At 43.7% G+C, this 26,610-nt stretch carries 21 protein-coding genes; 15 read left to right on the forward strand and 6 right to left on the reverse strand.

The genetic code is table 11. From position 1 onward, the window contains the following. The first annotated feature begins 157 nt into the window (after positions 1-157). Entirely contained in the window at positions 158-1,141 is a 984-nt protein-coding gene (locus JMX95_RS00645; protein WP_087814355.1) for an ion transporter, read from the forward strand. Between the two features lie 113 nt (positions 1,142-1,254). Here JMX95_RS00645 and JMX95_RS00650 read toward each other — a convergent pair whose 3' ends face one another. The 3 genes from JMX95_RS00650 to JMX95_RS00660 all read right to left on the reverse strand — a co-directional run bounded on the left by JMX95_RS00650 (position 1,255) and on the right by JMX95_RS00660 (position 6,130). Then, entirely contained in the window at positions 1,255-1,902 is a 648-nt protein-coding gene (locus JMX95_RS00650) for a TerD family protein (protein ID WP_201559782.1), read from the reverse strand. Between the two features lie 88 nt (positions 1,903-1,990). After that, complete coding sequence (locus tag JMX95_RS00655; protein WP_201559783.1) at positions 1,991-3,109, reverse strand: helix-turn-helix transcriptional regulator; 1,119 nt, start codon at positions 3,107-3,109, stop codon at positions 1,991-1,993. A 165-nt stretch (positions 3,110-3,274) separates the two neighbouring features. Further along, positions 3,275-6,130 (reverse strand): ATP-binding protein, encoded by a 2,856-nt coding sequence (locus JMX95_RS00660; RefSeq protein ID WP_201559784.1) that lies wholly within the window; start codon positions 6,128-6,130, stop codon positions 3,275-3,277. A gap of 372 nt (positions 6,131-6,502) precedes the next feature. Between JMX95_RS00660 and rsmG the strand changes: the two genes are divergently transcribed. The 10 genes from rsmG to JMX95_RS00710 all read left to right on the forward strand — a co-directional run bounded on the left by rsmG (position 6,503) and on the right by JMX95_RS00710 (position 16,443). Continuing rightward, positions 6,503-7,219, forward strand: coding sequence for a 16S rRNA (guanine(527)-N(7))-methyltransferase RsmG (gene rsmG, locus JMX95_RS00665; RefSeq protein ID WP_087814359.1), 717 nt, complete (start codon positions 6,503-6,505; stop codon positions 7,217-7,219). Between the two features lie 225 nt (positions 7,220-7,444). After that, complete coding sequence (locus JMX95_RS00670) at positions 7,445-8,224, forward strand: ParA family protein (RefSeq protein WP_201559785.1); 780 nt, start codon at positions 7,445-7,447, stop codon at positions 8,222-8,224. Positions 8,225-8,364: 140 nt separating this feature from the next. Further along, a complete protein-coding gene (locus tag JMX95_RS00675) occupies positions 8,365-9,510 on the forward strand; it encodes a ParB/RepB/Spo0J family partition protein (protein ID WP_201559786.1) in 1,146 nt (381 codons plus the stop codon). Between the two features lie 85 nt (positions 9,511-9,595). Beyond that, complete coding sequence (locus tag JMX95_RS00680) at positions 9,596-10,330, forward strand: MotA/TolQ/ExbB proton channel family protein (protein ID WP_201559787.1); 735 nt, start codon at positions 9,596-9,598, stop codon at positions 10,328-10,330. Positions 10,331-10,430: 100 nt separating this feature from the next. Next, a complete protein-coding gene (locus JMX95_RS00685; protein WP_201559788.1) occupies positions 10,431-10,862 on the forward strand; it encodes an ExbD/TolR family protein in 432 nt (143 codons plus the stop codon). A gap of 94 nt (positions 10,863-10,956) precedes the next feature. Continuing rightward, positions 10,957-12,744: a lipid A export permease/ATP-binding protein MsbA gene (gene msbA, locus JMX95_RS00690; protein ID WP_227675915.1), complete on the forward strand. Its 1,788-nt coding sequence runs from the start codon at positions 10,957-10,959 to the stop codon at positions 12,742-12,744. 85 nt (positions 12,745-12,829) lie between these two features. After that, positions 12,830-13,969, forward strand: coding sequence for a tetraacyldisaccharide 4'-kinase (gene lpxK, locus JMX95_RS00695; RefSeq protein WP_201559789.1), 1,140 nt, complete (start codon positions 12,830-12,832; stop codon positions 13,967-13,969). A gap of 37 nt (positions 13,970-14,006) precedes the next feature. After that, entirely contained in the window at positions 14,007-14,819 is an 813-nt protein-coding gene (gene kdsB / locus JMX95_RS00700; RefSeq protein ID WP_201559790.1) for a 3-deoxy-manno-octulosonate cytidylyltransferase, read from the forward strand. Positions 14,820-14,903: 84 nt separating this feature from the next. Then, positions 14,904-16,040 carry a DNA polymerase III subunit delta' gene (locus tag JMX95_RS00705; protein ID WP_201559791.1) on the forward strand — a complete coding sequence of 379 codons (1,137 nt, stop codon included), beginning with the start codon at positions 14,904-14,906 and terminating at the stop codon, positions 16,038-16,040. Positions 16,041-16,095: 55 nt separating this feature from the next. Further along, entirely contained in the window at positions 16,096-16,443 is a 348-nt protein-coding gene (locus JMX95_RS00710; protein WP_045446052.1) for a PilZ domain-containing protein, read from the forward strand. Between the two features lie 291 nt (positions 16,444-16,734). Here JMX95_RS00710 and ppk2 read toward each other — a convergent pair whose 3' ends face one another. Both ppk2 and JMX95_RS00720 read right to left on the reverse strand, forming a co-directional pair. Next, complete coding sequence (gene ppk2 / locus JMX95_RS00715) at positions 16,735-17,748, reverse strand: polyphosphate kinase 2 (RefSeq protein ID WP_228139068.1); 1,014 nt, start codon at positions 17,746-17,748, stop codon at positions 16,735-16,737. A gap of 248 nt (positions 17,749-17,996) precedes the next feature. After that, positions 17,997-19,556 carry an acetyl-CoA C-acetyltransferase gene (locus JMX95_RS00720; RefSeq protein ID WP_087814368.1) on the reverse strand — a complete coding sequence of 520 codons (1,560 nt, stop codon included), beginning with the start codon at positions 19,554-19,556 and terminating at the stop codon, positions 17,997-17,999. Positions 19,557-20,133: 577 nt separating this feature from the next. Between JMX95_RS00720 and JMX95_RS00725 the strand changes: the two genes are divergently transcribed. The 4 genes from JMX95_RS00725 to JMX95_RS00740 all read left to right on the forward strand — a co-directional run bounded on the left by JMX95_RS00725 (position 20,134) and on the right by JMX95_RS00740 (position 25,205). Further along, positions 20,134-21,534: a 3-oxoacyl-ACP reductase gene (locus JMX95_RS00725; protein WP_087814369.1), complete on the forward strand. Its 1,401-nt coding sequence runs from the start codon at positions 20,134-20,136 to the stop codon at positions 21,532-21,534. A gap of 360 nt (positions 21,535-21,894) precedes the next feature. Then, positions 21,895-22,812, forward strand: a complete 918-nt coding sequence (locus tag JMX95_RS00730) for a MaoC family dehydratase (RefSeq protein ID WP_087814370.1) — start codon at positions 21,895-21,897, stop codon at positions 22,810-22,812. A gap of 176 nt (positions 22,813-22,988) precedes the next feature. Next, positions 22,989-23,531, forward strand: a complete 543-nt coding sequence (locus JMX95_RS00735) for a beta-lactamase hydrolase domain-containing protein (protein ID WP_087814371.1) — start codon at positions 22,989-22,991, stop codon at positions 23,529-23,531. A 261-nt stretch (positions 23,532-23,792) separates the two neighbouring features. Then, a complete protein-coding gene (locus tag JMX95_RS00740) occupies positions 23,793-25,205 on the forward strand; it encodes a serine hydrolase domain-containing protein (RefSeq protein WP_201559792.1) in 1,413 nt (470 codons plus the stop codon). 6 nt (positions 25,206-25,211) lie between these two features. On the opposite strand, the gene JMX95_RS00745 is transcribed toward JMX95_RS00740, so the two are convergent. Next, positions 25,212-26,471: a cation:proton antiporter gene (locus tag JMX95_RS00745; protein WP_087814373.1), complete on the reverse strand. Its 1,260-nt coding sequence runs from the start codon at positions 26,469-26,471 to the stop codon at positions 25,212-25,214. Positions 26,472-26,610 lie beyond the last annotated feature (139 nt).

Raw genomic sequence — 26,610 nt, forward strand, 5'->3', positions numbered from 1 at the left:
TAAGCCAGTCCTATCACTAGTAATGCTTTAAGAGCACTACATCGTCAAGTAGTGATGGGTATGAAATACTGATGGTGACCGAGCATTAATGTCATATTCTGTGATGACTGCTTTATTATATTAATATAAGACCGGTGTTTCACCGCATAGGGACGGCATGCTATTCCAATCTATACGGCGCTTGCGTCTTTTCGTATACGATATTCTGCAAAATGATGAGCACGATACGCTGTTTAGCCGTTGCGTTGACTACTTTTTAATATTTCTAATCATGACCAATGTAGCAGCGGTCATTGCTGAGTCGGTTGACAGTTGGTATTACCCTTATCAGGAGTATTTTACTTGGTTTGAAAATTTCTCTATCGTGGTGTTTTCTATTGAGTATTTGCTGCGTTTGTGGAGTGTGGCCGAGGAAAAACCAGATGACACTACTTGGCGTCAGCGTTGGGAGTGGTTGAAAAGTCCTTCTGCGTTGATTGATTTAGTCGCCATTGCGCCAGCTTTCCTGAATTTCTTTGTTACGATTGATTTACGCTTCTTACGTATTTTACGTTTATTCCGCATTCTCAAACTGACACGCTATTTTGCTTCGTTACGCATCTTATTGGTGGTCATTAGTAAAGAAAAAGGCTCATTCCAAGCGGTTATTTTTATTTTAATAATTATGATTGTGACGGCATCTAGTGGCATTTACTTGGTTGAAAACCACGCCCAGCCAGAAGAGTTTGAGTCGATACCTAAAGCGATGTGGTGGGCGGTGGTGACGCTAACGACGGTGGGCTATGGCGATGTCACGCCGATTACCAATGCGGGTAAAATATTGGGTGCGGTTATTACCATATTAGGTGTGGGTCTGGCGGCATTACCTGCAGGTATTTTAGCGACTGGTTTAGCAAATGAGCTTGCTCAGCGCCGTGAAGAGCTTGAACAAGACTTTCGAGCGCAGCTGATTGATAGCGATTTTGATTTGGTGAAAAATCAGATGATGATCGATAAAATTCGCCGTGAGCTGGGACTGGATAAAGAGCAGGCGCAAAATATCGTATTGCAGGTATTACGCGAACAAGAGCTTGAGCGCCGCGAAAGAGAAGTGGAAGAACGACAAAAGAACTTTTGCCCACATTGCGGTGAGCCACTGTAAGTCTTTTATAGTAATTATTTCAGGTTTCAAAAAATGGGTGTTTAACAAAAGGGTGCAATGTTATCAGAACGTTGCACCCTTTTTATTAGCAATAAACGGATATTTTATGGTATTTAGATAGCTTGTGGAATGGGTAGCGCACGGGCCAATTCATGGGCGACTTGCTGCGCCGCCGTTGCTAAATCTTCGGCAGTAAGGGGTAAGTTTTGTAGTGTGAGATGCCAATCATCCACTTCTCGGCGTAAATGTGCCACCCACAGCGTCGTGCAATCACGTGGCAGTTGCTTTAGATTGACTTCAAAGCATCGATTGCCTTCATCATCGCTTAGATGAATCTCGCCTTTTTTGACTCTTGAAAACGGATGACCGTGGTAAGAGTTGGCTATCATAGCAATGTGGGTGATATGTGCTGGGATTTTATCTAAGTAAAGCCTGATTTGCTCTTGGTCAAGAGGTGCCAAATACATCGCTTGTTCGCCGCGATCTTTGCCATTGAGACTGTCGCCTTGATGTTTCACTGATTCCGCTTTATCGCGCAATTGTTTGAACCACACGATATCACTGATGGTGCAATTGTCGTCATATAGTACGCAAGCCAAATCAATATCAATAGCGCTCTGGTTTTTTTTAAAGCGCTTAAACATGCCTTTTGGCTCAATCTTGGTAAATTCATAGTTTAGCGCAAAAAATAAGGTTCCCGCGTCTAAGCCCAGTCCTCTTAAACTGTCTGACAGTAATGGCAATGAGGTAGTGGTCGGCATAACATTCCTTATCTACTTTCGTTCTTCATTTTTAAATAATGGTAATCGTCTGAATACGGTTAAATTTGAGCATCATTACTCGCAGTTGTTATTTATGATCAAAAAACTTATCCAATACGGCTTGATGTAACAATGCTGGTTTGGCATTCAATAAACCATTGCCAAAACCACGCAACCACCAAACCAGTTGTGAAGTTAGGTTGACAGTGGCTTGAATAGTCAGCGTGTCATCATCCAACGTAACAGTTTGGTCGTCACTGAGCTTGCTTTCAGTCAGGCTTTTGCCCGCTTGTTTGGTGAATTGTAGCTCAATAGCGGTGTTTTTGCCATGATTAGGCAGCTCACCGAATAAGGGGTGGCTAAAGCCCATACCACCCGCATCCAAATAATTATCGAGTTGGAAACTCTCAGGTGTTTGTGCGGCGCTTTCAAGAATGTCAACGCTAGCAAATCGATGTAGGGCAAAGGTACGAATGGTAAAGTTTGGATCATCAGTACGAGTTGCCAGCAGATAAATAATCACACCGCGCTGGATAATAGCGATGGGATTCAAAAGATATTCACTGGCCTGTGATTTATTGCTGCGTGTGTAGCAGGCTTTGATTTGTAATTGATAAAATAGCGCATGGTAAATATTGTCTTTGCTATCCAAGTCAATATGCGGCGCGATTAGTGGCTGAGTGGCAGGCTCAATACGCACTCTGTCGATCCATGAATGGGTGACTTTACTGTTTTTTAGCTGCCGCCTTGCCAAGTCAAACCACGGAAATAATTCATCTAAAATAACAGGTGGTAGTAGCTGAGTTAGATTGGCTTCAACCATATTAAAGGCGACTGCTTGCGATAGATTCATGTGCGGTAAGCTTTGGAGTGGCGCGTCATCACGCCAGCGCCAGCCTTGTGGGTTGGCGTTGTTTTTTTCTATAGGAAAGCGTTTTGCTAGCGCATTTAAGTCGCGTTGAACAGTGCGTAGGCTGATGTCAAAACCTGCCATCATCAGCTGCTCGTAGATATGGGTTGTGCCCACCCAGCGGTTGCGCTGTAGTTGCGATAGCACTTGCCACTGGCGCGCCGTCGTCGCCGCGCCATGGCGATTATCGTTGTTATCTCCTGAGACATGACTGTCCGCTGCCGCTACAGTATTAGCTTGCTCAACAGAGTTCGTTTGAGCATGAGAGTGGTCGGCGTCAGTAGAATGTACAGTCATTAAGCGATAACCTTTATGAAATTACGAGTTGGCTTTTGTATAGCTTAGCGGAGTATTAACCATTCATCATCGCAGAAAAGTATCGTAGCGTCTAGGGCATGTCTTCAATTAGCACACTGACTTATGGATTGGTTTTGATACAGCTAAATTTCACTATAAATCAGCTTATATGGCGTCAATGGGCGTTTTAGTGGCATTCTTATCGATACCTTGATTGATGCTTTGGTTGATACCTTGATCATCATTTATACTGACTTCGTTGTGCTCCGCCTTGTCTTTGTGTTTTTCCTTTTTTCTCTTGTCCCGTTTTTTTTGACGTTTTGCTTTCTGCTTCTTTTTATCTTTCTTTTTGGACTTTTTATCATCCATACCATCGTCATTGTTATCTTGATTTTCATCCCATAACATCAGACGACTTAAAACTTTGCCAAACAACGTGTCTTTACGATAGCGACCTTTCTTGTTCATGGTATCGATAGGCAAACCAGTCATCAGCGTCAATGCTTCGCTCAGTGTATAGACACCATAAATATGAAATTCGTTCGCTTTGACGGCAGCAATGATGTCGTCACGCAGCATGAGCTGTTTGACATTGGCCATTGGAATGACCACGCCTTGCTGCCCAGTCAATTCTTGCTCGCGGCATGCATCAAAGAATCCGGCGATTTTAGAGTTGATGCCACCAACCGCTTGCACTTCGCCCAATTGGTTCATAGAGCCAGTAATGGCAAATGATTGATCAATCGGGACGTTTGCTAAGGCAGATAGCAGCGCACAGCCTTCGCTGACGGTAGCACTATCGCCATCGATATGGGCGTAGCTTTGTTCAAAAGCGAGCGAGGCGCTAAAGTTGAGCGCATGATGTTGGCTGAATAATGCGCGCAAATAGCTGGTCATAATCAGCATGCCTTTGGCGTGTAAACTACCGCCCAAGTCTACATCACGCTCGATATCGAGAATCTCACCTGTACCGATATTTGGTTGAATGACGGCAGTCAAGCGGGCGGGCATGCCAAACTCGCTATCGGCATAGCTGACCACTGTCAGCGCATTGACTTGTCCGACAGCGCTGCCTTGAGTTTGAATAAGCTGCTGACCGTTTCTTAGCTCATCCCAATAGAGGTCACGCAGGTATCCTGAACGCTCGTCCATATCATCGATGGCTTGTGTGACATGATAGGCATTAACAATGTTTTTTCCGCTTAAATGCGCGTGGCGGTTAGACTCATGCAACAGCTTGATTAATAAATCACTGTGCAAGCTTAAGCGGTCTTGGTCTTCTGCTTGTAAGCTTAAATGCTCAAGTAGGGCAGCTTGCGCGCTACGATCAAACGGATAGAGATTGGCATAGTCAATGATATCAGCCATTTTCGCGACTAACGCCAATTCGTGCTCACTGCTGCGAGGCACGTCATCGTGAAAATCCGCACGTACTTTAAATACCGCATCAAACTCAGGCTCAAGCTCTAACAGCTCATAATATAAGTCTGCTTCACCAAGCAAAATCACTTTAACATCAAGGTCAATGGGGGCAGGTGCTAACGATAAGCTACCTGTTAAGGTCAGCATTTGTTCAAGGCTTGAGAGTTTGATTTTGCGTGATTGTAACGCCCGCTTGAGACCCTGCCAGGCATACGGATGCTCAAGTAAGTGACTCGCTTCTAATAGTAAATAACCACCATTAGCACGGTGTAGAGCACCCGCTCGAATCATACTGACATCAGTGGTGACCGTGCCCAATTGGGTGATTTGCTCGACATGACCTAACAAGTTCAAGTGCGTCGGTAAGTCCTCAAAGATGACGGGTGCACCGTCGTCCGGCATGTGACTGACAATGACGTTGACCGCATAGCGACTTGGGGTCGTGGCCAAAACTGCCGTTACAAACTCTTCGTCATCGCCATTGACGATGCGCTCGACATGCGTAACCATGTCGGCAAATACGGTCTTGAGATAGTCAATGACCAGTGGGTGACTGGCAAATTGCTCATAAACAGGGGCAAATAACGGTTGTAATGCACGACGTGCAATATTGCGATGCAGGGCTTCTATCGCATCATTGGCTTCGTCCTCTAACTGCTCTAACGCGATGGTCAACTGACTTAAGCGTTTTTGCATATGGTTTTTTTGGACAAAGTTATTTAACTCCGCTTCGTATTCACTATTACCGTATTCAGTATTGCTTTCATTCTGCTCTGCATTCGCAGGATCGTTATACTCGGTGCTAGGAATGCTCGCTTCACTACTATTATCGCTCACGGATTTATTTTTATGGCTAGCAGATAATTTATCATCACCACCACTAGTTTCTGTCGCGAGTTGACTGGGGTGTACAAACACTGCTTTATTATCAAAGGAGCGAAACGTCAACGCCAAATCATATTGTTTGCCTTCTGCATTGAGCACATCATAAGCCTGACTTTCTTTTTGATGTGTGTCATTTTTGATGGCTTCGATTTTGCTTTGATATTGGTCACTACGAAAGCGTTGGCTCAATCGTTTTTTGGCTTGTTGCCATAATTGATTGACTTGCTGCTGCAATAAGGAGGCTTGCCCCGCAGGTAGTCGCAGCGCTAAAGGGGTACGTGGATCGGTGAAATTATGCACATATACCCAGTCGTCAGGTGTGGATGCATCGGCGGCAATGCGCGTTAGCAAGCGGCTGATGACGGTGCGTTTGCCCAAGCCATTTTCACCAGCAGCAAACACATGATAGCCACTGGCTTTGATATCCAAAGCTGTTTGTAAGGCTTTTAGGGCACGCTGTTGACCAAAGCCAACGTCTAGATCTGGTGCCGTACGGGTATCCGAGGGTAATTCATCAGGGTCGCTATAGCGTTTTAGTTGCTCAGCGGTGACAAGGCAGCGCTGCTTGATATCAATAAAGCATGGATGCGGTGTATTCGGTGTTGCTGATTTGGTGCTTTTTAATTCAATGATGGGTGTTGCCATATTATTAGCGTCTTTTTTATTAGCGTCTCTTGATAATTGAGAGGTAGGGATGTGTGGCTGTTTGGTCATAGGGATAAATTATATCGTTTGTGGAAAGTGGCGTGGTTATTAAGTGCTATTAAGTGTTATTAAGTTTACTAATGAGTGCTAAGACTTGGTTTTTTCTAGTTAATTTGCATCGTTCATAAAAACATTTTACAAGATAAAACGGTGTTTTGAATAAATCATTAAAAGCAGTTTTGTATCATTAGCAGGCTCTGTTAAAAACGCCTATATAAGCAATCATTCATCATCCATTTAACGTGATTAAAGAACAATAACGCCTCAATATAGGCTCAGATAGTATAAGATGTCTCACATTGGCGCAATCTGCAACTATTCAATGGGCAGACTGCATGATAAAATAGACGGTTCACATGTCAAAACTGGATAACTCGTTGTATGTCAGACTTTACTAAAACATCTTCATCCTCTGCTAACACGGGCAATATCCGTATTGATCCGACTGGCTTTGTAAAGCTTGGCGCACAGTTGCCAGCGCTGGCGAATACCTTGGCGCAAGCGGTCAATGAGCTTAGTCTACCCTTGAGTGAGACGCAGCAGCGCACATTATTATTGTACTTAGACCAGCTTTTGTTGTGGAATAAAGCGTATAATCTGACCGCCATCACTGATCCAGAAGAGGCTTTGATCAAACATATAATTGATTGTTTGGCTATTATAACGCATTTACCGTCAGGGTCACTGTTAGATATTGGCACAGGAGCAGGGATGCCAGCGGTTATTATTGCGATTTGTCAGCCAGAGCGTCAATGCACCGCACTTGATAGTAATCAGAAAAAAATTCGTTTTATTAAGCAAATCAGCAGTGAGCTTGGCTTGAATAATATGCAGCCAATTGCTTCTCGTATCGAGGCGCATGAAGCTAGCTATGACGTTGTGACTTCTAGAGCCTTTGCCAGTTTGATCGATTTTGTCGAAGTGGCTCAGCCACGCTTAGCAGATAACGGTTACCTATGCGCGATGAAAGGCAAAGCGCCAAGCGATGAAGAACTGCAAGCGCTGGACAATGACTGGCATGTTAAGACGATTAAACTTAAAGTGCCTCGTTTACACAATAGTCGTCATTTAATTGAATTGTCCTATAAAAATGTCTAAGCTATGAACACCTTTTAAGTGATACATGTTGGTATCACATGATTTTGTGGATATTTGAATGGCATAATATTCATAATATAGTGATGCAAATCGCGCTAATTATATAGAGGTACTCGTATTGTTTACGCTTATGAGTATGATGCTATGCAAAGTTTAGCGAAAAATTGATTGTGTAAGCCAAAAGTAAAATAACAGTAATAGACCCTAATTAAATTGAGTGAGTGTATGGAAATCATAGCAATTGCGAATCAAAAAGGCGGCGTGGGCAAAACCACGACGGCAGTAAATTTGACCGCCAGCTTGGCTGCGAAGCGCAAGCATGTACTGCTGATTGACTTAGACCCACAGGGTAATGCGACCAGTGGTACGGGTGTTGATAAAAACGAGCTTGGGCTAACTATCGCTGACGTATTATTGGATGGGGTGTCGCTGTCTGATGCTATTGTTACCAGTCCGGCGGGGTTTGATGTGATCGGTGCCAATCGTGATTTGGCAGGCATGGATATCACCCTAATGAACAAGACCAATAGTCATGAGCTGTTTAAAACATCAATGGTGGCTTTGGTTAATGATCAGCTAGCTGCTAAAAAACCTGCTTACGATTATGTGGTTATAGACTGTGCACCCAGCTTGAATTTGCTGACGATTAATGCGTTAGTTGCTACAGATAGCGTTATTATTCCCATGCAGTGTGAATACTATGCATTAGAAGGCTTGGCTGATTTGTCGCAGACGATAGAGCGCTTGACGGAATTGAATCCAAAGCTATATATCCGCGGTGTGGTGAGAACATTATTTGATGCACGCAATACACTGGCTCGTGATGTGTCTGCCGAGCTGGAAGCGCACTTTGGCGATATTATGTATAAGACCCATATTCCAAGAAATATTCGCTTGGCAGAAGCACCAGCGCATGGTTTGCCAGTTATCGCTTACGAGAGATGGTCAAAAGGGGCGCGCGCTTATCAAAAATTGGCGGCTGAAGTCATGAAACAAAGTGACTAATATTTTCTTAGCACCAATGATAGACTGCGAGCAAAAGCGTGCAAACAGATATTGACCATTGAATGTCGTATTTATAAGTAATGAGTAAGCTGTATTAATAATTATTTGGCTTTTATTTTAGCGTTAGAGGATAGGTAATCATGGCGAAGAAAAGAGGGTTGGCTGCCAATCGAGGCTTAGATGCCTTATTGGGGTCAATCAAAAAAGAAAAACAAATCACCGCCTCTGCCTTGCAAGACGATATGGCGGCGCGTGAGAGTACTTTGCCAGCTGAAACGCTAAACGCTGATAGATTAAATATTAGCACGCCTGCTCAATCTGATGATAATGAGACCAGTGAAAAGCCAACGACCAAACCTATCGCCTCTGACACCACTGCCAGCAGTCGAACCACACGGTCGCCGCGCACGATAAATAAAGGTACGGCTAATAAGAGTCGTGTTAATGGAACAGATGCCATTGCCTCTGAAGACCAGATCAGCTTGGTGCAAATAGATGTCACGCGTTTGCAAGCGGGTAAGTATCAGCCACGCCGTGATATGAGTGAAACGGCGCTTGCAGAGCTGGCGTCTTCGATTGAGCAGCACGGTGTCATGCAACCGATCGTTATCCGTCCGTTATTGGCCAATGAAGACAAGAGTGAAGCATTCGTTACCCATGAGATCATTGCTGGCGAGCGCCGCTGGCGTGCGGCAAAAATGGCTGGAAAATCTGTCATTCCAGCGATTGAACGTGCTTTATCTGATGAGCTTGCCATCGCACTGGCCTTGATTGAAAATATCCAGCGTGAAGATTTGTCTGTGATTGAACAGGCCGCCGCATTACAACGCTTTCATACTGAATTTGGTATGAGTCATGCAATGATTGCCGAAGTCGTTGGTAAGGCGCGCACCACCGTATCAAACCTGCTGCGTCTCAATCAACTGCATGATACAGTCAAAGATCATTTAGCAAATAGTGCTCTAGATATGGGTCATGCGCGCACGCTCTTGGCATTATCCTCTGAGCAGCAGCCGATTATCGCGCAAAAAATTATCGACGGTGGTATGACGGTACGCGACGCTGAAAAGTTGGTTAAATCGATCTTGCAGCCTGCGCCTAAAGCCAATCGTGCTGAGCAAACGCAATCTCGTGAGGTTGAGCGCTTGACGCAAAGACTGACAGATATGTTAGGGGCTGAAGTCAAACTCAAACACAAAAAAGATGGTCAGGGTAGTGTTGAGATATTTTTCCATAACCAAGATCAGTTAGCAGCTTTGATTAAGCACATAGAAGCACAGGCTTGATATTGCTAACGAGTTTGTCATGATGCTGTAAATTTAAGATATTTTGATAACCGCTATTTTTATAAAAATATAAAAGAGAGTCAATATGTGGGAGTTGGTAAAAGCGGGTGGTTGGTTGATGACACCTATCGTGGTGTGCTCAATATTGGCATTGGTTATCATCATCGAGCGTAGTCATACTTTACAGTTTAATAAAGTTGCTCCGAGTAGATTGCGCGAGCAGCTAATCACGCGCTTACGTGAGAATGGGGATATTGGTCGTACACAGTTGATGAATGTCAAAGAAAAAACACCTTTGGGAGATATTTTAGCGACAGGGCTGCTGTATCGTCAATATGGCTTAGACTCGATGACGATGCATATGCAAAACCGCGCTAGCGTACAAGTGCATCAGTTAGAAAAAAACATCAATATGCTTGGGACCATAGGGGCGATTGCGCCACTACTCGGTTTGTTAGGCACGGTGTTAGGCATTATTTCGTCGTTTTTGGCGATTACCGATGGGGCGATGCAAGACCCAACGATGCTTGCTGCTGGTGTGTCACAAGCGTTGATTACGACTGCTGCTGGTATGATCGTGGCTATCCCAGCACTCGTCGCCTATCGTTATTTTCAGCGCCGTATTATCGATATTAATGCCCAGTTTGAGACGCAAGCGGGGCTCATGATTCAAGAGTTGTATGATTATCATTTGCTGGAAAATACGTCTACTGCTGGCTTGAATGTGCCTGAACATCGTGCGCCATCGGCTAACGTTGTAGATAATGAGTATACAGTGGATGGATTAAGCTCAAATAATGGTGTTGCCGTCACTTCTTAGCATTTATTTTTTAGCATTTATTTCTTAGTATTTGTGACTGTTCAACACGCTATAGTAATCCATCAAGCACATGAGTATTCAGTAAATTAAAGAGAGTGATATGCGCTTTAGAAAACCGACTGTTGAGCCGCTCGAAATTAACTTGACCCCGATGATTGACTGCTTGTTGTTTTTGATTGTGTTTTTACTGTTAGCAACGTCGTTTAATCATTTTAGTCGTTTAAATATTATTCTTCCTGAAGCTGAAGGTGTTGCGCTGACAGAAGAGAAAAACAGTATCGAAGTGGCAGTACAAGAAGATGGCAGTTATCTGGTGAACGGTATTACGCTTGCCAGTAGCAATGAGGCAGAGTTGACCAGTATGCTACAACAAGAAGCTGGTAGTAATCGTGACATGCTATTTGTTATTGCTGCGGATGCCAATGCCACCCATCAATCGGTTGTGCGAGTGATGGACATTGCGGGTAAACTGGGATTTTTGAACCTTAATATCAGTACGGTCGTGCCACTTGGTCAGCCGTTACTGCAGTAGCCTATAGCTACTTTAGTGCCATTGATAGATGCTCTTATAAAACTGCGATTTTAACGCAGTCCATTCATGTTATGACCCCCAAATTGAGGCTTTTATGAGCCAAGCATATCAACCTGACTCTGCAAAAACTGCTGCTAAAAAACTATCAGCAGAGCCGTCAAACATACCTAAACATAAGACCTTGCTGCGTTTGCTGAGTTATTTAAAACCATACTGGTGGGCATTAATGCTTACTGTGTTGGGCTTTGCAATTAATGCGGCGACAGAGATTTGGATTGCCAAATTACTTCAATATATCACCGATGCCATTAATCAGAACGATCAAAGCAAACAGGATTTATTTCCATTATTGATCATTGGTCTGTTTTTTGTCCGCGGTTTTGGTAGCTTTTTGGGTAATTACTATTCTGCTCTGGTCTCACGTAATTTGGTATATGAGCTGCGAGTGGAAGTCTTTAATAAATTGCTTCGTCTGCCAAGCTCTTTTTACTTAGCCAATCCTGCTGGTACCATTTCATCCAAGCTGATATTTGATGTTGAGCAAGTCACCGCCGCTAGTACAGACTCTATGAAGACGCTCCTGCGGGATGGTCTGACAGTCGTCGCCTTGATAGGTTTCTTGCTTTATAGCAATTGGCGTTTGACGTTGATTTTATTCGTTGTGCTACCGCCAATATTGTGGCTTATTCGCATCGCCTCAAAGCGTTATCTAAAGTTGTCTAAGGGTATACAAGAGACGATGGGTGATGTCAGCCATATTACCAATGAAGTGATTGGTGGCTATCAGGTTGTCAAAAACTATGGCGGTCAAGCATACGAAGCCGCACGCTTCGATAAAACATCAAAAAAGAACTTACGCCAAGGCATGAAGGTCGTGGTGACCAACAGTATCAATACGCCAGCAGTACAGCTGCTAATGGCTGTCGCCATGTCAGTTGTGGTGTGGCTCGCACTACGCCCATCGGTGATCGACAATATCTCAGCAGGTGAGTTTATCTCATATATCGCCGCTGCAGGTTTGCTCAGCAAGCCGGTACGCTCACTGACTGACATCAATCAAAAACTGCAAAAAGGTATCGCGGCAGGTGAGTCTATTTTTGCCTTGTTAGATGAGCCAGAAGAATCAGATACTGGTGTGCTTAGCCCTGCTTTGACGGGCGAAATCAAGCTGGACAATGTCAGTCTAGTTTATCCTGACTCAACGGTCGCTTTGCGTGACTTTACGTTAGAGGTAAGAGCGGGTGAGACGGTTGCATTGGTAGGGCGAAGTGGTGCTGGTAAGTCATCTTTAGTAAATTTACTGACGCGCACCTTATCGACCTCTTCTGGGCAAATTACCTTGGATGGTATACCGATTGAAGACATTAAGCTTGAGAGCTTACGGGCGCAGATTGCGATGGTCAATCAACAAGTAGTCCTGTTCAATACCACGGTATTTAACAATATTGCTTATGGTGGCTTAGCCAATAAAACCCAGGCTGAGGTTGAGCGCGCCGCAAAAGATGCCTTTGCTCATGATTTTATTATGAAAATGCCAAACGGCTATCAAAGTGAAATCGGTGCTGAAGGTTTGCAGCTGTCTGGCGGGCAGCGTCAGCGCTTATCGATTGCTCGTGCGCTATTAAAAGATGCGCCGATTTTAATTTTAGATGAAGCAACCAGTGCGTTAGACAATGAATCAGAGTATTACATTCAGCAAGCGCTTGATAATGTGATGAAAGATCGTACCACATTAGTCATTGCACATCGACTGACCACTATTGAATCAGCCGATCGTATCGCTGTGTTAGACAGCGGTCAAATCGTCGAATTAGGCACGCACGATGAGCTTATGCAATTGCAAGGTCATTATGCGCAAATGTATGAACGCGACTTTGAATAAAATTATTGGACTATTCTTTGAGCAGCTCTGACGTTCAAATCGTGCTAAGTTCAAGTTTAGCTGAATAGGTAAGTGGTCAATTATCATGAGTATTGAAACGACAGTGACGCGTGCCTGGCAACGTCAAGCCGCTTGGCTATGGCTATTGCTACCTATTAGTTGGTTGTACGGACTTATCACCACGCTGCGTCGTCAAGCTTATAAAGCTGGGCTGTTAGCAAGTTATCGTGCGCCTGTTCCCGTGATGGTGATCGGTAACATCAGCGTGGGTGGTAGTGGCAAAACACCATTGATTATTGCCTTGGTTGATTATCTACAAGAACGTGGAATAAAGGTAGGGGTTATCAGCCGTGGTTACGGTGGCGACAACAGTCAAATGCCCGCTTTGGTCGATGCCGCCAGTTTGCCCAATGTGGTAGGGGATGAGCCTTGTTTGATTGTCAATATGACAAATGCACCCATGGCAGTATGTCCTGATCGTAAGCAAGCGATTATGACCTTATTAGCTGCCCATCCTGACTTGCAATTCATTATTGCCGACGACGGCTTGCAGCATTATGCACTGAAACGTGACATTGAATGGATTGTGGTCGATTCAGCACGAGGCTTTGGTAATCAGCAACTCCTGCCAACAGGGTTTTTACGTGAGCCGATGTCGCGATTGCAGGGTGCAACTGTCATCTACCATGAGCCACTAACAACAGATTCAGTGGACAAGAATAAAGATAATAGCAATCTGTACCGATCCCATCGTTTGACAATGCATCTAGTAGCGGATGCTCTGCAACTCTTATGGCAACCTACTTTATCTTATTCTCAAATTGATATGCCTAAAAAAGGTTGTAGAGTGCATGCGGTGAGCGGTATTGGTTATCCGCAGCGGTTCTTTGATACTTTAAATTCGCTTGGCTTCGATGTCGTTGGACATGCTTATCCTGATCATCATGATTTTGAGTTGGCGGAATTATTGCTGTATACCGAATATCCAATCGTAGTAACCAGTAAAGATGCGGTAAAAATAAGAGCGTTGCTATCGAAAGCCACTACTGATAAAGCGCTGAATAATGAGTATCAAACGCTGATAAACAGGCTATGGGTGCTGCCAGTAACCGCCGAACTCTCTGATAGCTGTTATGATAATCTGCAGCAGCAGCTAAAAAAGCTAGGTATTGATATCGCAAACGATAACAGTACCAATAATAATACCAAAGCAAATAATAGATGATGCTTTAAACCGTATAAAAATTGCTATAGGAAACCCCATGTCGTCAGTGATTATGCCCGCCAAAACTCATATTGTTATCCCTGCTCGTTTTAAGAGCACAAGGCTGCCTGGCAAGCCATTACTAGAGATACATGGTAAGCCGATGATTCTTTGGGTTGCTGAAAAGGCGCAAACAGCGCACTTCGCTGATGATATGTGTATTGCCACGGATGATGACGATATTGCCAAGATATGCATGGATGCAGGGTTTGATGTGGTGATGACCAGTAGCGAGCATGCTTCAGGCACTGACCGTTTGGCAGAAGTTGCCGCCATCAAAGGGTGGGCTGACCATGATATCGTGGTCAACATGCAAGGCGATGAACCGTTAGTGCCACCGTTATTATTGGAGCAGGTAAAGGCGCTTTTGGTCGCAGACAGTGATAGCGTGATGGCGACTTTGTGCGAGCCTATCGACGACTATGAGACCTTTATGCGCCCATCAGTGGTCAAGGTTGTCAGTCAACACGCTAATGACTTGCAACGTGCGCTTTATTTTAGCCGAGCGCCCATTCCTTGTGATCGTGATGTCGTATTGTCCAATGATAATCATAGAAACCCACCAAAAAATGCTTATCGTCATTTAGGGTTATATGCTTATCGCGTCCGTTTATTACAGCAGTTTGTGCATTGGCCGCAAACGCCACTTGAGACACTTGAAAGCCTAGAGCAGTTACGCGTTTTAGAAAATGGAGCGCAGATTGCTATTTCAGTTGCCGCTTGTCATCTACCTGCAGGGGTCGATACTCAAGAAGATTTAGACCGCTTAAATGCCATGAGTTTGACTGAATTTCAGAACCCCATTGGATGAATAGCCTAAGCAAAAATATTTCATCTAAGGCGTCATGAACACGCTATATCCTGAATAATCAAGCGAAGTGATAGGACGTTAGCTATGAGTGATAAGACGCAAAATACAGGCACAATGGATAGCACAGACCACATTTATTTCGCCGCGTTATTGCCATGGCAGCAAAATCTGTGGTCGCAATTGACCAAGCGAGTTTTGACATCACAGCAATCTTTGCCACATGCACTATTAGCTGCTGGTATGCAGGGTATGGGCAAGCGGGCTTTTGTATGGCGTTTGGTCGCTTGGCTATTATGCCGTGAGCGTGATAGCCATCCCACAGGGGCTTGCGGCGCGTGCGAAAGTTGCCAATGGCTAAGATCTGGCACGCATCCAAGCTTACAGGTATTGCCACTGATCAGTATGCCAATCAGTGCAGACAATACTGATAATAAAGAGAAATTAAGTAACGCTGCAAAGGATAAAAAATCACCCAAAACAGCCAATAACAGTGCTCTTAAGATTAAAGTGGATGATATCCGTAACTTGCAGCCTTTTATCTACCAAGGTGGTCAAGGAATGCGTATCTGTGTGTTAGACCATGCAGAGCAAATGACGATTGCCGCGGCCAACGCGCTACTCAAAACCTTGGAAGAACCACAAGCTAAAGTCCATTTATTTTTGATCAGCGATACTCCAGCACAACTACTGCCCACCATTAAAAGTCGGGTGCAGCAGTTGCCATTACAGACCATGCAGCCTGTGATCGCCGTTGACTATGTGACACAGGCACTTGGCTCTATGGTCAATCGTGAAGCGGTCGGAACGGCTGCGATTGAGCAGCTTATCCAATTGGCAAATGGCGCACCTTTGGCAGCAATAGCCATGGCACAAGCGCCATGGTATAGCAAACGTGCGCTATGGTTGACGACGTGGCAGGCATTGCGGAGCGGTAAACGTAGTAGTGTGGCAGCCAGTGACTATTGGCAAAACCAATTGAGTATCACGGAATTTATTCAGCTGTCTGAGCTGATGCTACTTGATATGCGCCGTGTTTGCTTAGGGCTTAATGAGCTTCAAAAAGACGTCAATCTATCCGCTGCCTTAGAAAATTATCCACCTGACAATAATGGCCTAGCACTTTTTTCTAATAGCTTACAGCAGACAAAAATCGCTCTGCAACAAAATGTGCAAGAAAAATTTGCCTATGATAAGCTAATGCAAGAATTGGCTTGTTTATAAGAAAATCTGCCTTGATAGCAAATAAAAATACCAAACTTAATGAAGGAAGCTGACTATGGCCATGCCAGGACGCGGCGGGATATTAACCTGCCACATTGAAAATATCGAAATGTTATATGCCAGCTACTTGTCCTTTGTCAGTAATGGCGCATTATTTGTGCCATCCAATGACGCTCAGCAGCTAGGTAACGAGGTATTTATCGCCATCACTTTACCCAATTCTAGCGAGCGTTTGCCTATGAATGGCAAAGTGGTTTGGATCAACGCCAAAACGCAAGGTGGCCGACCGGCAGGTTTTGCGGTACAGATTGGAACTGATATTGCAGGTCAAAGAATTAAAAATGAAGTTGAGCGATTATTGGCGGGTAAAATAGATGGTTTGCAGTCCACGTATACTATGTAATTATTCATTGTACTTGTAATGGTTTTGATAAGTATTAGACGACTATTATTAAATAAACAGTATAAAAAAAGCCACCTTATATATCGATAAGGCGGCTTTTTTTTATGAGCATAAGACTAGGGCGTGTCTTCATTTTAAAAATGGTGATAAAAATTGTCGTCAAACAATAAAGGTAATGCAAATAATATCGAGATATCAATAAGCTATTTGACGATATTTGGCAAAATTTAGACCATTTAGAGGACAATCGATTGGATTTAGGACACAGCCTAAGTAAAGCCATCATATCTTTTAATAGCGCGGTGGCACATACATATCATCTGGAATAGGCTCACGGTAGTATTCGTCATCACGTTTACGATCGGGTAATTCTACCTCATCACGTGGCACTTCCTTATAAGGAATTTGTTCGAGTAGATGAGCAATACAGTTTAGCCTTGCGCGTTTTTTATTGTTACCTTCAACCACCCACCAAGGTGCTTCAGGGATATGCGTTCGCTCAAACATGGTCTCTTTAGCCTTGGTATAGTCTTCCCAACGGCGGCGTGATTGTAAGTCCATGGCTGAGAGCTTCCATTGCTTGAGCGGGTCATGAATACGGCTCATAAAGCGTGAATGCTGCTCATCATCAGTGATCGAAAACCAGTACTTCACCAAGCGAATACCTGAGCGGACTAGCATACGTTCAAACTCAGGCACCGACTGAAAAAATTCTTCATACTGTGCATCGGTACAAAAACCCATCACACGCTCAACCCCCACACGATTATACCAACTGCGGTCAAACAGAACAATTTCACCAGCAGCAGGCAAATGGGCGACATAACGCTGAAAATACCATTGTGATTGCTCACGTTCCGTCGGTGCAGGTAGGGCAGCCACTCGACACACACGAGGGTTTAAGCGCTGCGTGATACGCTTGATAGCGCCACCTTTACCCGCCGAGTCACGACCCTCAAATATGACGACGATACGCTCACCGCGATCAACGACCCAGTCTTGCAACTTAATAAGCTCGCGCTGTAGCCTTACCAACTCTTGAAAGTACATACGACGATCAAGTCTTTCTTGCTCACTCATTTCGCGCCCATCAAAACGAAAGTCACGCACATAATCATCTATCTCGTTTTCTAGCTCTTCATCATAAGTATCGATGAGGTCTTCGTGCATCTTACGACGCAACTGATCATTAAAAACCTCCTTATCCATACGCTCGATAAAACTGTGTTGCTCAGGTGAGCTAAGTTCCTGACGCTCTTGTGGCGTGAGGGATTTGGGATTGATAGACGAAGGTATCTTACCCATAAAAAACTCCTAATCAGTGTTGTTATGATTTTTATTGGTTATCCTCTTACTTTAGCATAACTACCGATAGAGCTATGCGTTGGCTACGTTTCATTATTGTGTTGTTAGCAAGACAATGACTAAGATCCAGTTTTGAGTAGTGAATGGGCATAAAAAAGCACTCTCTAATCCATCGATTAAAGAGTGCTTTAAAGTATCTATGCTAACTATTGACTGATGATACCAATCAAATAATAGCAGTCAAAGAGTTATTTCTCTAAGATACAAGTCACGCCCTGACCACCAGCTGCACAGATAGAGATTAGTGCACGACCTGAGCCTTTTTGATCCAATAGCTTCGCTGCAGTGGCTAGGATACGACCGCCCGTTGCGGCAAATGGATGACCCGCAGCTAACGACGAGCCATTAACGTTTAGCTTGTTACGATCGATAGAGCCTAGTGGTGCATCTAGTCCTAGGCGCTCTTCACAGAATTTTTCATCTTCCCAAGCAGCTAGTGTTGATAACACTTGTGATGCAAAGGCTTCATGGATTTCATAAAAATCAAAATCTTGTAGTGTTAGACCTGCACGCTCAAGCATACGCGGTACGGCATAAGCAGGTGCCATTAGCAGGCCTTCTGTGGTGCCAGATTTACCAATGAAATCAACGGCAGCCGTTTCTTGATGAACGATATAAGCCAATGGCTTAAGACCACGCTCTTTTGCCCACTCATCGGTTCCTAATAGGACACAAGAGGCACCATCCGTTAATGGTGTAGAGTTGGCTGCTGTCATCGTTGGATTGGCGTTCTTTTTACCAAACACAGGCTTTAATTTAGCCAGTTTTTCCAAAGTGGTATCAGGACGCAAGTTGTTATCGCGCGTCAGACCTTTGTATGGAGTGATTAGGTCATCAAAGAACCCTTCATCATAAGCGCGCGCTAGGTTTTGATGACTGTTAAAAGCAAGCTCATCTTGTGCTTCGCGGCTGATATTCCACTCAAGTGTGGTGATGGCTTGATGGTCGCCCATTGATAGACCAGTGCGTGGTTCACCGTTTTGTGGCGAATCGATTAAGTCTTTTGGGTTTAGACCCATTAACGCTTTTAAGCGTTGTTTGTTGTCTTTAGCCGCGCCCAGTTTGATCAGTACTTTACGTAGACCATCACCAATCGCGATCGGTGCATCAGAGGTCGTATCTACGCCACCAGTAATCGCTGAATCGATAAGACCCAGTGCGATTTTATTGGCAGAAGCAAAAGTCGCTTGCAAGCCAGTACCGCAAGCTTGTGAGATATCATAAGTTGGCGTATGTGGGTTGAGCGCTGTGTTAAGTGTGGCTTCGCGAGTTAGGTTGATGTCACGGCTTAGTTTCATGACGGCACCAGACACCACTTCACCCAACACTTCGTCTTGTAGATTATAGCGTTCAATCAAGCCATCTAATGCAGCTGTCAACATGTCGGTGTTGCTAACGTCAGCGTATGAACCGTTCGAGCGTGCAAACGGAATACGGTTGCCACCTAAGATAGCCACACGATTTTGACCAGCAACGGCTTTTGTTTTGCTGGTTTTTTTGGCGGCAGACGCTGGCTTTTTCGTAGTAGAATCTGGTGATTTATCATTCGCCTCTGTAGTGCTAGCAGACTCTTTATTACTAGAAGACTCTTTATTAGACATGTCTGTAGCTGTCGTGCTTTTAGCTTTTTTAACAGCCGTTTCTGTTTTGGCGCTGTCTGATTTATTATCAGTAGATTTTGACGCACTGGCTTTGACCACTGTGCTTTCAACAACAGGGCTATCAGGGTGATTGTTTTTATTACTCATAATATTATCCTTAAAAAATATGGGCAGAAGAAAAGAGGGTAACAATAGTAAAGCTAATAATAAAAATGATTACATTAAAAAATTCAATAATCGAAAATAAACAAAAAGCAAATATTATCACTTATTACGCAGCATAACTGTTTATGATAAGACGTTTTTACGACCTTACTGTATATCTTTGGCAAACTATGTGACGCTTATCTAAGGTCGGTATCAGCTTTGAAAGATATCAATATGACTTTCGTAGACTGGCTAGTATCGATTATTGGCATTGCATAACGATAGATTTGATAATATATTGTTATCGATAATTGCATTTGCTATAACTTATAGGTCTGATTTTAGCACAATGTGGTGATTTTTAAATCCAGAAAAAGTGACCGCCTTGTATACTGAGTTGTTTACAGATTGTTGTAGACATTATCGGTTTTTGGACTTGTTTAAGATGGCAGTGTATAGTTAGGCCAGCTTTAGACTCATTTACTAAATATAAATAATTATGAGGTTATTGAGTCTATATAATAGGCACATTACATTTATTACTATTATTCTAACCGTTCGTTATAGGGATTATATTATGTCAGACCGTTATGGTGATTTTGTTCAGTCTTCTATTGGCAAAAAAGTGGCCAAAAATTTGGGTCTACCGTTACCTGTTACCCTTGATCGCTTCGAAAGCGGTGAGCCTTTAGTACGTGGTAGCGTATTGGTTGGTCGTGCTAATGGCGATGATAAAAGCGTCAGTGAGTCTGTTGCGCGAATTTTGTCAGACGTACATGCTGATGTTTATGTAAACAGCAGTGATGATATCAAAGATGCCCTTGCTGATGCAGGCATCGAAGCAAAAGCCAATACGGGCGGCGATGATAAATTTAAAGTTTTGTTGTTTGATGCCAGCAATATTAGCAATGCCGATCAATTAAAAGAAGTGTATGAGTTCTTCCATACTGTGGCTCGTCGTGTAGAAAAGTCTGGTCGCGTCATTATTATTGGTCGCCCACCAGAGAATATCACTGACATTGATACAGCTTTGGCTCAGCGTGCGCTTGAAGGCTTTGTAAAGTCTGTCGGTAAAGAGTTCAAACGCGGTATTACTGCACAGCTTATTTATGTGGAAGACGGCGCAGAGCAAAATCTAGATTCGACTTTACGCTTTTTCACCTCAGCTCGTTCAGCTTATGTCTCAGGACAAGTCGTACGCGTTAGTAAAGGCAGTAATGTTGATGTCGATTGGACACAGCCTCTTGGCGGCAAAACCATGCTGGTAACTGGCGCAAGTCGCGGTATTGGTGAAGCAATTGCTCGTGTATTGGCTCGCGAAGGCGCTCACGTTATCTGCCTTGATGTACCGCAGCAGCAAGCAGACCTACAAAAAGTCGCTAGCGAAATTAGTGGCTCAGTATTGACCGTCGACATCACCAGTGATGATGCTGGTAAGCAAATCGCCGAAGCCGCACAAAAGCGTGGCGGCTTAGATTCAATCATCCATAATGCTGGCGTCACTCGTGATAAGACATTGGCAAACATGGACGAGAAAAAGTGGGACATGGTTATCGATATTAACCTAGGTAGTATTGCTAGGCTGAACCGCTATTTGCTAGACAACGACGTATTAAAAGACAATGCCCGTATCGTTTGTGTGTCATCGATTTCAGGTATCGCTGGCAACTTGGGTCAAACCAACTATGCCACCTCTAAAGCAGGGGTGATTGGTTTGGTGAATGCCACTGCTAAGCAGTTAGAAGACAACGCCAAAGGCATGACGATCAACGCTGTTGCTCCAGGGTTTATTGAAACGCAAATGACCGAAGCCATTCCATTTGCTATTCGTGAAGCGGGTCGCCGTATGAACTCTATGAGCCAAGGCGGCTTGCCAGTAGACGTGGCTGAGACCATCGCATGGTTTGCATCACCTGCTTCTGGTGGCTTAAATGGCAACATCGTTCGCGTTTGTGGTCAAAGCTTATTGGGTGCTTAATAGCACTTTATAAGTAAGTGTCAATTATAAGTAAGTGTAAATGATGATTTAGATAATTATAAATAGCTGATATTAATCATTATTTTTAATTTTCCTCACATATGCTTACGAAAAAATTGCTTATAAATCGTAATAAAGCTGCCCAAGGGTGGCTTTTTTATGATAAAAACACAGAGAACCAGTAGCCAAATTGTTTTTTGCTGTGAGAGTTGCTTACATTGTCTAAAACCACGCCTATGAATTGTGCCTAATTTAGGCATAATACCGGTGGCATTGCTCAATGATAGGCTGTAACCAATAATGTCATAGCATCTTTAGATACACCAAGAAAATTTGCTCAAGCCCCACTTAGGATTTATTATGTCAGACAAACATTATGATGCGTTGCCGAAAGCGCATACGACCTATGCCAATATCGTTAAAAGTTTATTGCCTATTGGTAATAACGGCAAAATCAGTAAAGACCAATTGCCGCAAGCGACTTACTATGTCGACGATTTGCACATTGACCAAAGTAACTTAAACGATTATCGTAAAATTTGTGGTTTTACAGATAATGGCAAAGTACCCATTACTTACTTCTCAGTGCTGTCTCAGACGCTGCAAATGAATATGATGGTCAAAGAGCCATTTCCATTTGCTATGTTAGGTCTAGTGCACGTCGATAATAGTGTGACTCAGTATCGTCCTATCGGTGAGCGTGAAACGGTTGCTATGTCAGTCACCTTTGATAATTTGCGTGACCATGCTCAGGGTCAGCAGTTTGATTTTGTGACGACGGTCAAGTCAGAAGATAAGGTGATTTGGGAAGGTACTTCGACGTATCTATCACGTAGCAAAAAACCAATCAGCAGCAAAGACAAAAAAAGCACTCCACGTCCAATAACGGTCAAGCCATCAGTCAATCCAGAAGGCGTGCATAGTATCTTTGAAGTGCCAGAAGATATCGGTCGTCGTTATGCTTTTGTTTCAGGTGACTTTAACCTCATTCATCTCCATCCATTATCTGCGCGTGCGTTTGGCTTTCCTAAAGCGATTGCTCACGGCATGTGGTCAAAGGCCAAATGCCTTGCTATGATGGACGAGTTGCCGGATGCTTGTACGGTTGATGTGTCATTTAAACTACCTATCTTTTTGCCAGCCGAAGTAGAGCTTATCGCTGATCCGGTAGCTGCACTTGAAGACACAGACGATACCTGTGAGTTTGGTTTATTTAGCTCTAAAAATGACAAGCCGCATTTGGCAGGTACGGTTAAATTACAGAGTGGCAATGAGTAAAAGCCAGTAGAACGACTGTCATTTAACTAAAAAATATCTCAATATGGTCGATTCATGATAGAAAAGTGATAGCGTTAACCTCGCTTGAAGTATTGCTTATACATCGACACGCGGTTGCTTTGTACTTATTTTAACTGGAATTGACCATAGTCAATATAACGAACAAATTTATAATTATGACTTCACATACCGCCGTACCAAACCCAGATCAACTGAATCATTCAGTAGCTATTGACACAGTATCGAATGCTGGCAATAGCGTTTTAGACAATGGTGTTGATCTTAGTACTGTTCTTGAGCCTTATTTTCGTCCTGATGACACTACCATTGTATGCGGTGCACTCAATGACGAAAAAGTGGTTGCCTTAGCGAAAGCTGGGGTTGAGTTAGTGATTAACTTACAGCCAGATGATGAATTGAGCTTTGATGAAGCCGCAGCGGTCGAGCGAGCTGGCATGCACTATGAGCATCTGCCTATTAATGGTGCTGCAGACTTAAAGCAGCTTAATATATTGGCATTTGATAATATATTGCGCCAACATCATGGCAAAAAAACGGCAGTGCATTGTGGCTCAGGCAATAGAGTGGGTGCCGCAATGGCGCTACGCGCAGGATGGTTACGTGGACGTAAAATGGACACCGCTATGGAACGTGGGCGCAGTCATGGCTTAACGAAGCTTGAGCAAGAAGTTCATAATCGTCTGTTGGTACCGCGTTAAGACCATAAGGATGACAACGTATTATTGAGAAGTGTTGAATGACAGAGAGGCGACCACTAGGTTGCCTTTTTTATTAAGGCGCGTTGTTATTTTAAAAATAAGGACACGCCCTAAGCAAACGAAAAAATAACTTGCTAATATTGAGATATTGAACAGTTACGCCTTAGCAAATAATGTATTTTTTATCATATGAACACTTAATATTAAGGGCTAAATAGTTCTTACCGTTTAGCTATTTTATAGAAATGGAGCAGGGTAGCCATGATCGATAATAATAAAACCACGCAGATTTTTGATCAACAGATAAATATAACGTTGCAACAACGTTTGCAGCAAATACTCACCGACTTACAGCTAGATGATGCACCAGCAGGGGGTGCCGTGGTTGTCTATCAGGCAGGAGAATGTATTGCACAGGCGAGTGTAGGGATGGCACGTCCAGAGATGCCATGGCAGCCTGATACTTTGGCGATTAACTTTTCGACGGGTAAAGGTATATTGGCGACGCTTGTACATATATTGGTTTCGCAGCAGATGCTTGATTATAACCAGCCTATTGCCCATTATTGGCCCGCATTTTCTGCACAGAATAAAGGGAATATTACGCTACGTAGCGTGATGTCGCATCAAGCCAACTTATTCTCAATTCAGAGTATCGATGTGGATAGCGAAGCTTTGCTTGATTGGGATCAAATGCTCAATAAAGTTGCTGCCATGCCAATCACAGCACCAGACCATGGCGAGCTATATGACAGCGCTTATAGTGCTCTGGTCTATGGTTGGGTGTTGGGCGGTCTGATAGAAGCCGTTACTGAAATGTCTTTAGCTGAGGCATTGCGCCATTATCTCACTGAGCCTTTAGGTATTGCTGATAGTTGCTATTTTGGTGTGCCAGAGAATAAAGTCAACCAAATAGCAAGACTGACCAAAGACTTCGAAGCATCAAATGAGGCTGGCTCACAACTGCGTAATAAACGTCATAAACCAACGCTCAAATCCGACTCACAAAGTACTTTACGTACTTATGCTAGTCTGCCTAGTTATGCTTGCTGGCAGCAGCAAGCTTTAATGGATGGCAAAGCGGCAGACCTAAGGTCAGATGATGAGCAAAATACTTTACCGATATTAGACACGGCTCATATTAATCGTTTGTACTTCAATACCAGTCAGCTTAATCTAAAAAACTATAAGGCTGCACTCATACCTGCTGGCAAACAAGCAATCGATTATCACAGTCGTGAGACACTACAGGCCATTATTCCAGCAGCAAATGGTGTCGCTTCAGCTCAGGCATTGGCGACCATCTATGCCATGTTAGCCACTGGCGGAACATGGCAAGGACACACGTTTATTAATAGCGCTACTTTTGAGCAACTATCCAAACCGCAAGTCACAGGGCTAGATGCCGTCATGCCAGCAAACATGGATTGGCGCTTGGGTTATCATCGGTTATTTAGCCTTTGTCAACCTATAGATAATGAAAAAGTTGATACAAACAAGCAAGGATTTGGGCATATGGGCTATAACGGTGCAGTGGCTTGGTGTGACCCAGAGCGTCAGTTGTCATTTGCCTTTATCCATAATTTTGACACCACGATGCTGAATGATGTCCGTCAGTTTGCACTAACGGAAGCGGTACTTAACTTAATCGATTCGGAGCTTTCAAGGCGCTAAATAGCTCTATCGATAAGGTTGATGTGATTTATTTGGCGTCATTTTAAGCAGCCTTGTGGCGCTAAGACCATGGATAAAGATTGAAGCCAAAATGACAATCGAACAGACGACCCACAGTTTAAGCGCATCTTCATCACCGAAAAAACCTTGGTTGAGCGCATAAGATAAATAATATAGCGTACCAATACCACGGATGCCCAAAGCAGAGATGGCATATTTTTCAGTGTGTGGCATGTTTAGTCCTGATAAAGCAATAAACCCACCAATGGGACGTATCAACAAGAGGAAGGTGAAGCTGACGATGTAAACACGCCATGTCAGCTCAACACCCGACTGTAATCCTTGACCAAGAAACATGCCGAAAGTGACCAGCACTAAAGACATGAGCAAGCCTTCTGATTGTTCTGCAAAATCATGGAGCTTGTGGTGATAGCTGTGCTCATGCTCTGAGCGGCGAAAGGCAAATGCCGCGATAAATACGGCGATAAACCCATAACTATGTACAAATTCGGCAAGTCCATAAGCCACTAACGTTAGCGCAATGACCACATAGCCTTGAGAAATAGTGGTGTTTTGGCTGTATTTTGAAAATACCAGCTTAGCCATAATTTTACCAACGACAATCCCAACCACTAGCCCAGCACCAATTTTCCATAAGACATCATGAGTGAACCATGACCAGAGCATCTCGAGGGTAAAGCGATTGCCTTGGCTAAAAGCTTCCGCTATTTTTATGGACAAATAAACAAATGGGAAAGCCAGTCCGTCATTCAATCCTGCTTCTGACGTCAAGGTAAAGCGAGGTGTGTCTTCGCGACCTGTATTGGGTGGCCCTACTTGAATACTAGAAGCCAATACGGGATCGGTTGGAGCCAGTACTGCGCCCAGCAATATAGCGGCTCCCAGACTGAGACCAAATGCATAGTAGCCTAGCACCGCCATCGCAAAGATGCCAATCGGCATGGTAATAAGCAACAGACGTACGGTCGGTCGCCACAATTGCCAAGACAGCTTCGTATCAATTTTGATACCAGCACCAACCAAGGATACGAGCACCACAATTTCGGTTAATTTTTCGATAATTAAGCCGTTATTCATAGGGTCTAAAAATGATAAGGTCGTCCACCAGTATCCCATCAACAGCCCAAAGCTGACCTGCAACATAGGCAAAGAGATAGGCGTGCGCTTAAATATAATGGGGAACAACGCCCCCAGTAGAAAAGCGATACCGCAGACCAATAAAAATAAATTGTAGTTTTCAATCATAAGGTAGGTGCACGCTGTTATGTTTATCTTAAAAAGTTAGAGTGAGGTCATATTTACTAGGGCGTGTCCTCATTTTAAAAATGGTGATAAAAATGAGGTAAATTGCAGTCAAACAAGGAAAATAGTGCAGATAATATCG

Origin of the sequence: Psychrobacter sp. NC44 (genome assembly GCF_904846655.1) — a bacterium.
GTDB lineage: Bacteria > Pseudomonadota > Gammaproteobacteria > Pseudomonadales > Moraxellaceae > Psychrobacter.

What these genes read in the sequence shown, in the direction of transcription:
- JMX95_RS00645 (WP_087814355.1), top strand. Translation starts at nt 158, where the DNA reads ATGCTATTCCAATCTATACGGCGCTTGCGTCTTTTCGTATACGATATT.
- JMX95_RS00650 (WP_201559782.1), bottom strand. Translation starts at nt 1,902, where the DNA reads ATGCCGACCACTACCTCATTGCCATTACTGTCAGACAGTTTAAGAGGA.
- JMX95_RS00655 (WP_201559783.1), bottom strand. Translation starts at nt 3,109, where the DNA reads ATGACTGTACATTCTACTGACGCCGACCACTCTCATGCTCAAACGAAC.
- JMX95_RS00660 (WP_201559784.1), bottom strand. Translation starts at nt 6,130, where the DNA reads ATGACCAAACAGCCACACATCCCTACCTCTCAATTATCAAGAGACGCT.
- rsmG (WP_087814359.1), top strand. Translation starts at nt 6,503, where the DNA reads ATGTCAGACTTTACTAAAACATCTTCATCCTCTGCTAACACGGGCAAT.
- JMX95_RS00670 (WP_201559785.1), top strand. Translation starts at nt 7,445, where the DNA reads ATGGAAATCATAGCAATTGCGAATCAAAAAGGCGGCGTGGGCAAAACC.
- JMX95_RS00675 (WP_201559786.1), top strand. Translation starts at nt 8,365, where the DNA reads ATGGCGAAGAAAAGAGGGTTGGCTGCCAATCGAGGCTTAGATGCCTTA.
- JMX95_RS00680 (WP_201559787.1), top strand. Translation starts at nt 9,596, where the DNA reads ATGTGGGAGTTGGTAAAAGCGGGTGGTTGGTTGATGACACCTATCGTG.
- JMX95_RS00685 (WP_201559788.1), top strand. Translation starts at nt 10,431, where the DNA reads ATGCGCTTTAGAAAACCGACTGTTGAGCCGCTCGAAATTAACTTGACC.
- msbA (WP_227675915.1), top strand. Translation starts at nt 10,957, where the DNA reads ATGAGCCAAGCATATCAACCTGACTCTGCAAAAACTGCTGCTAAAAAA.
- lpxK (WP_201559789.1), top strand. Translation starts at nt 12,830, where the DNA reads ATGAGTATTGAAACGACAGTGACGCGTGCCTGGCAACGTCAAGCCGCT.
- kdsB (WP_201559790.1), top strand. Translation starts at nt 14,007, where the DNA reads ATGTCGTCAGTGATTATGCCCGCCAAAACTCATATTGTTATCCCTGCT.
- JMX95_RS00705 (WP_201559791.1), top strand. Translation starts at nt 14,904, where the DNA reads ATGAGTGATAAGACGCAAAATACAGGCACAATGGATAGCACAGACCAC.
- JMX95_RS00710 (WP_045446052.1), top strand. Translation starts at nt 16,096, where the DNA reads ATGGCCATGCCAGGACGCGGCGGGATATTAACCTGCCACATTGAAAAT.
- ppk2 (WP_228139068.1), bottom strand. Translation starts at nt 17,748, where the DNA reads ATGGGTAAGATACCTTCGTCTATCAATCCCAAATCCCTCACGCCACAA.
- JMX95_RS00720 (WP_087814368.1), bottom strand. Translation starts at nt 19,556, where the DNA reads ATGAGTAATAAAAACAATCACCCTGATAGCCCTGTTGTTGAAAGCACA.
- JMX95_RS00725 (WP_087814369.1), top strand. Translation starts at nt 20,134, where the DNA reads ATGTCAGACCGTTATGGTGATTTTGTTCAGTCTTCTATTGGCAAAAAA.
- JMX95_RS00730 (WP_087814370.1), top strand. Translation starts at nt 21,895, where the DNA reads ATGTCAGACAAACATTATGATGCGTTGCCGAAAGCGCATACGACCTAT.
- JMX95_RS00735 (WP_087814371.1), top strand. Translation starts at nt 22,989, where the DNA reads ATGACTTCACATACCGCCGTACCAAACCCAGATCAACTGAATCATTCA.
- JMX95_RS00740 (WP_201559792.1), top strand. Translation starts at nt 23,793, where the DNA reads ATGATCGATAATAATAAAACCACGCAGATTTTTGATCAACAGATAAAT.
- JMX95_RS00745 (WP_087814373.1), bottom strand. Translation starts at nt 26,471, where the DNA reads ATGATTGAAAACTACAATTTATTTTTATTGGTCTGCGGTATCGCTTTT.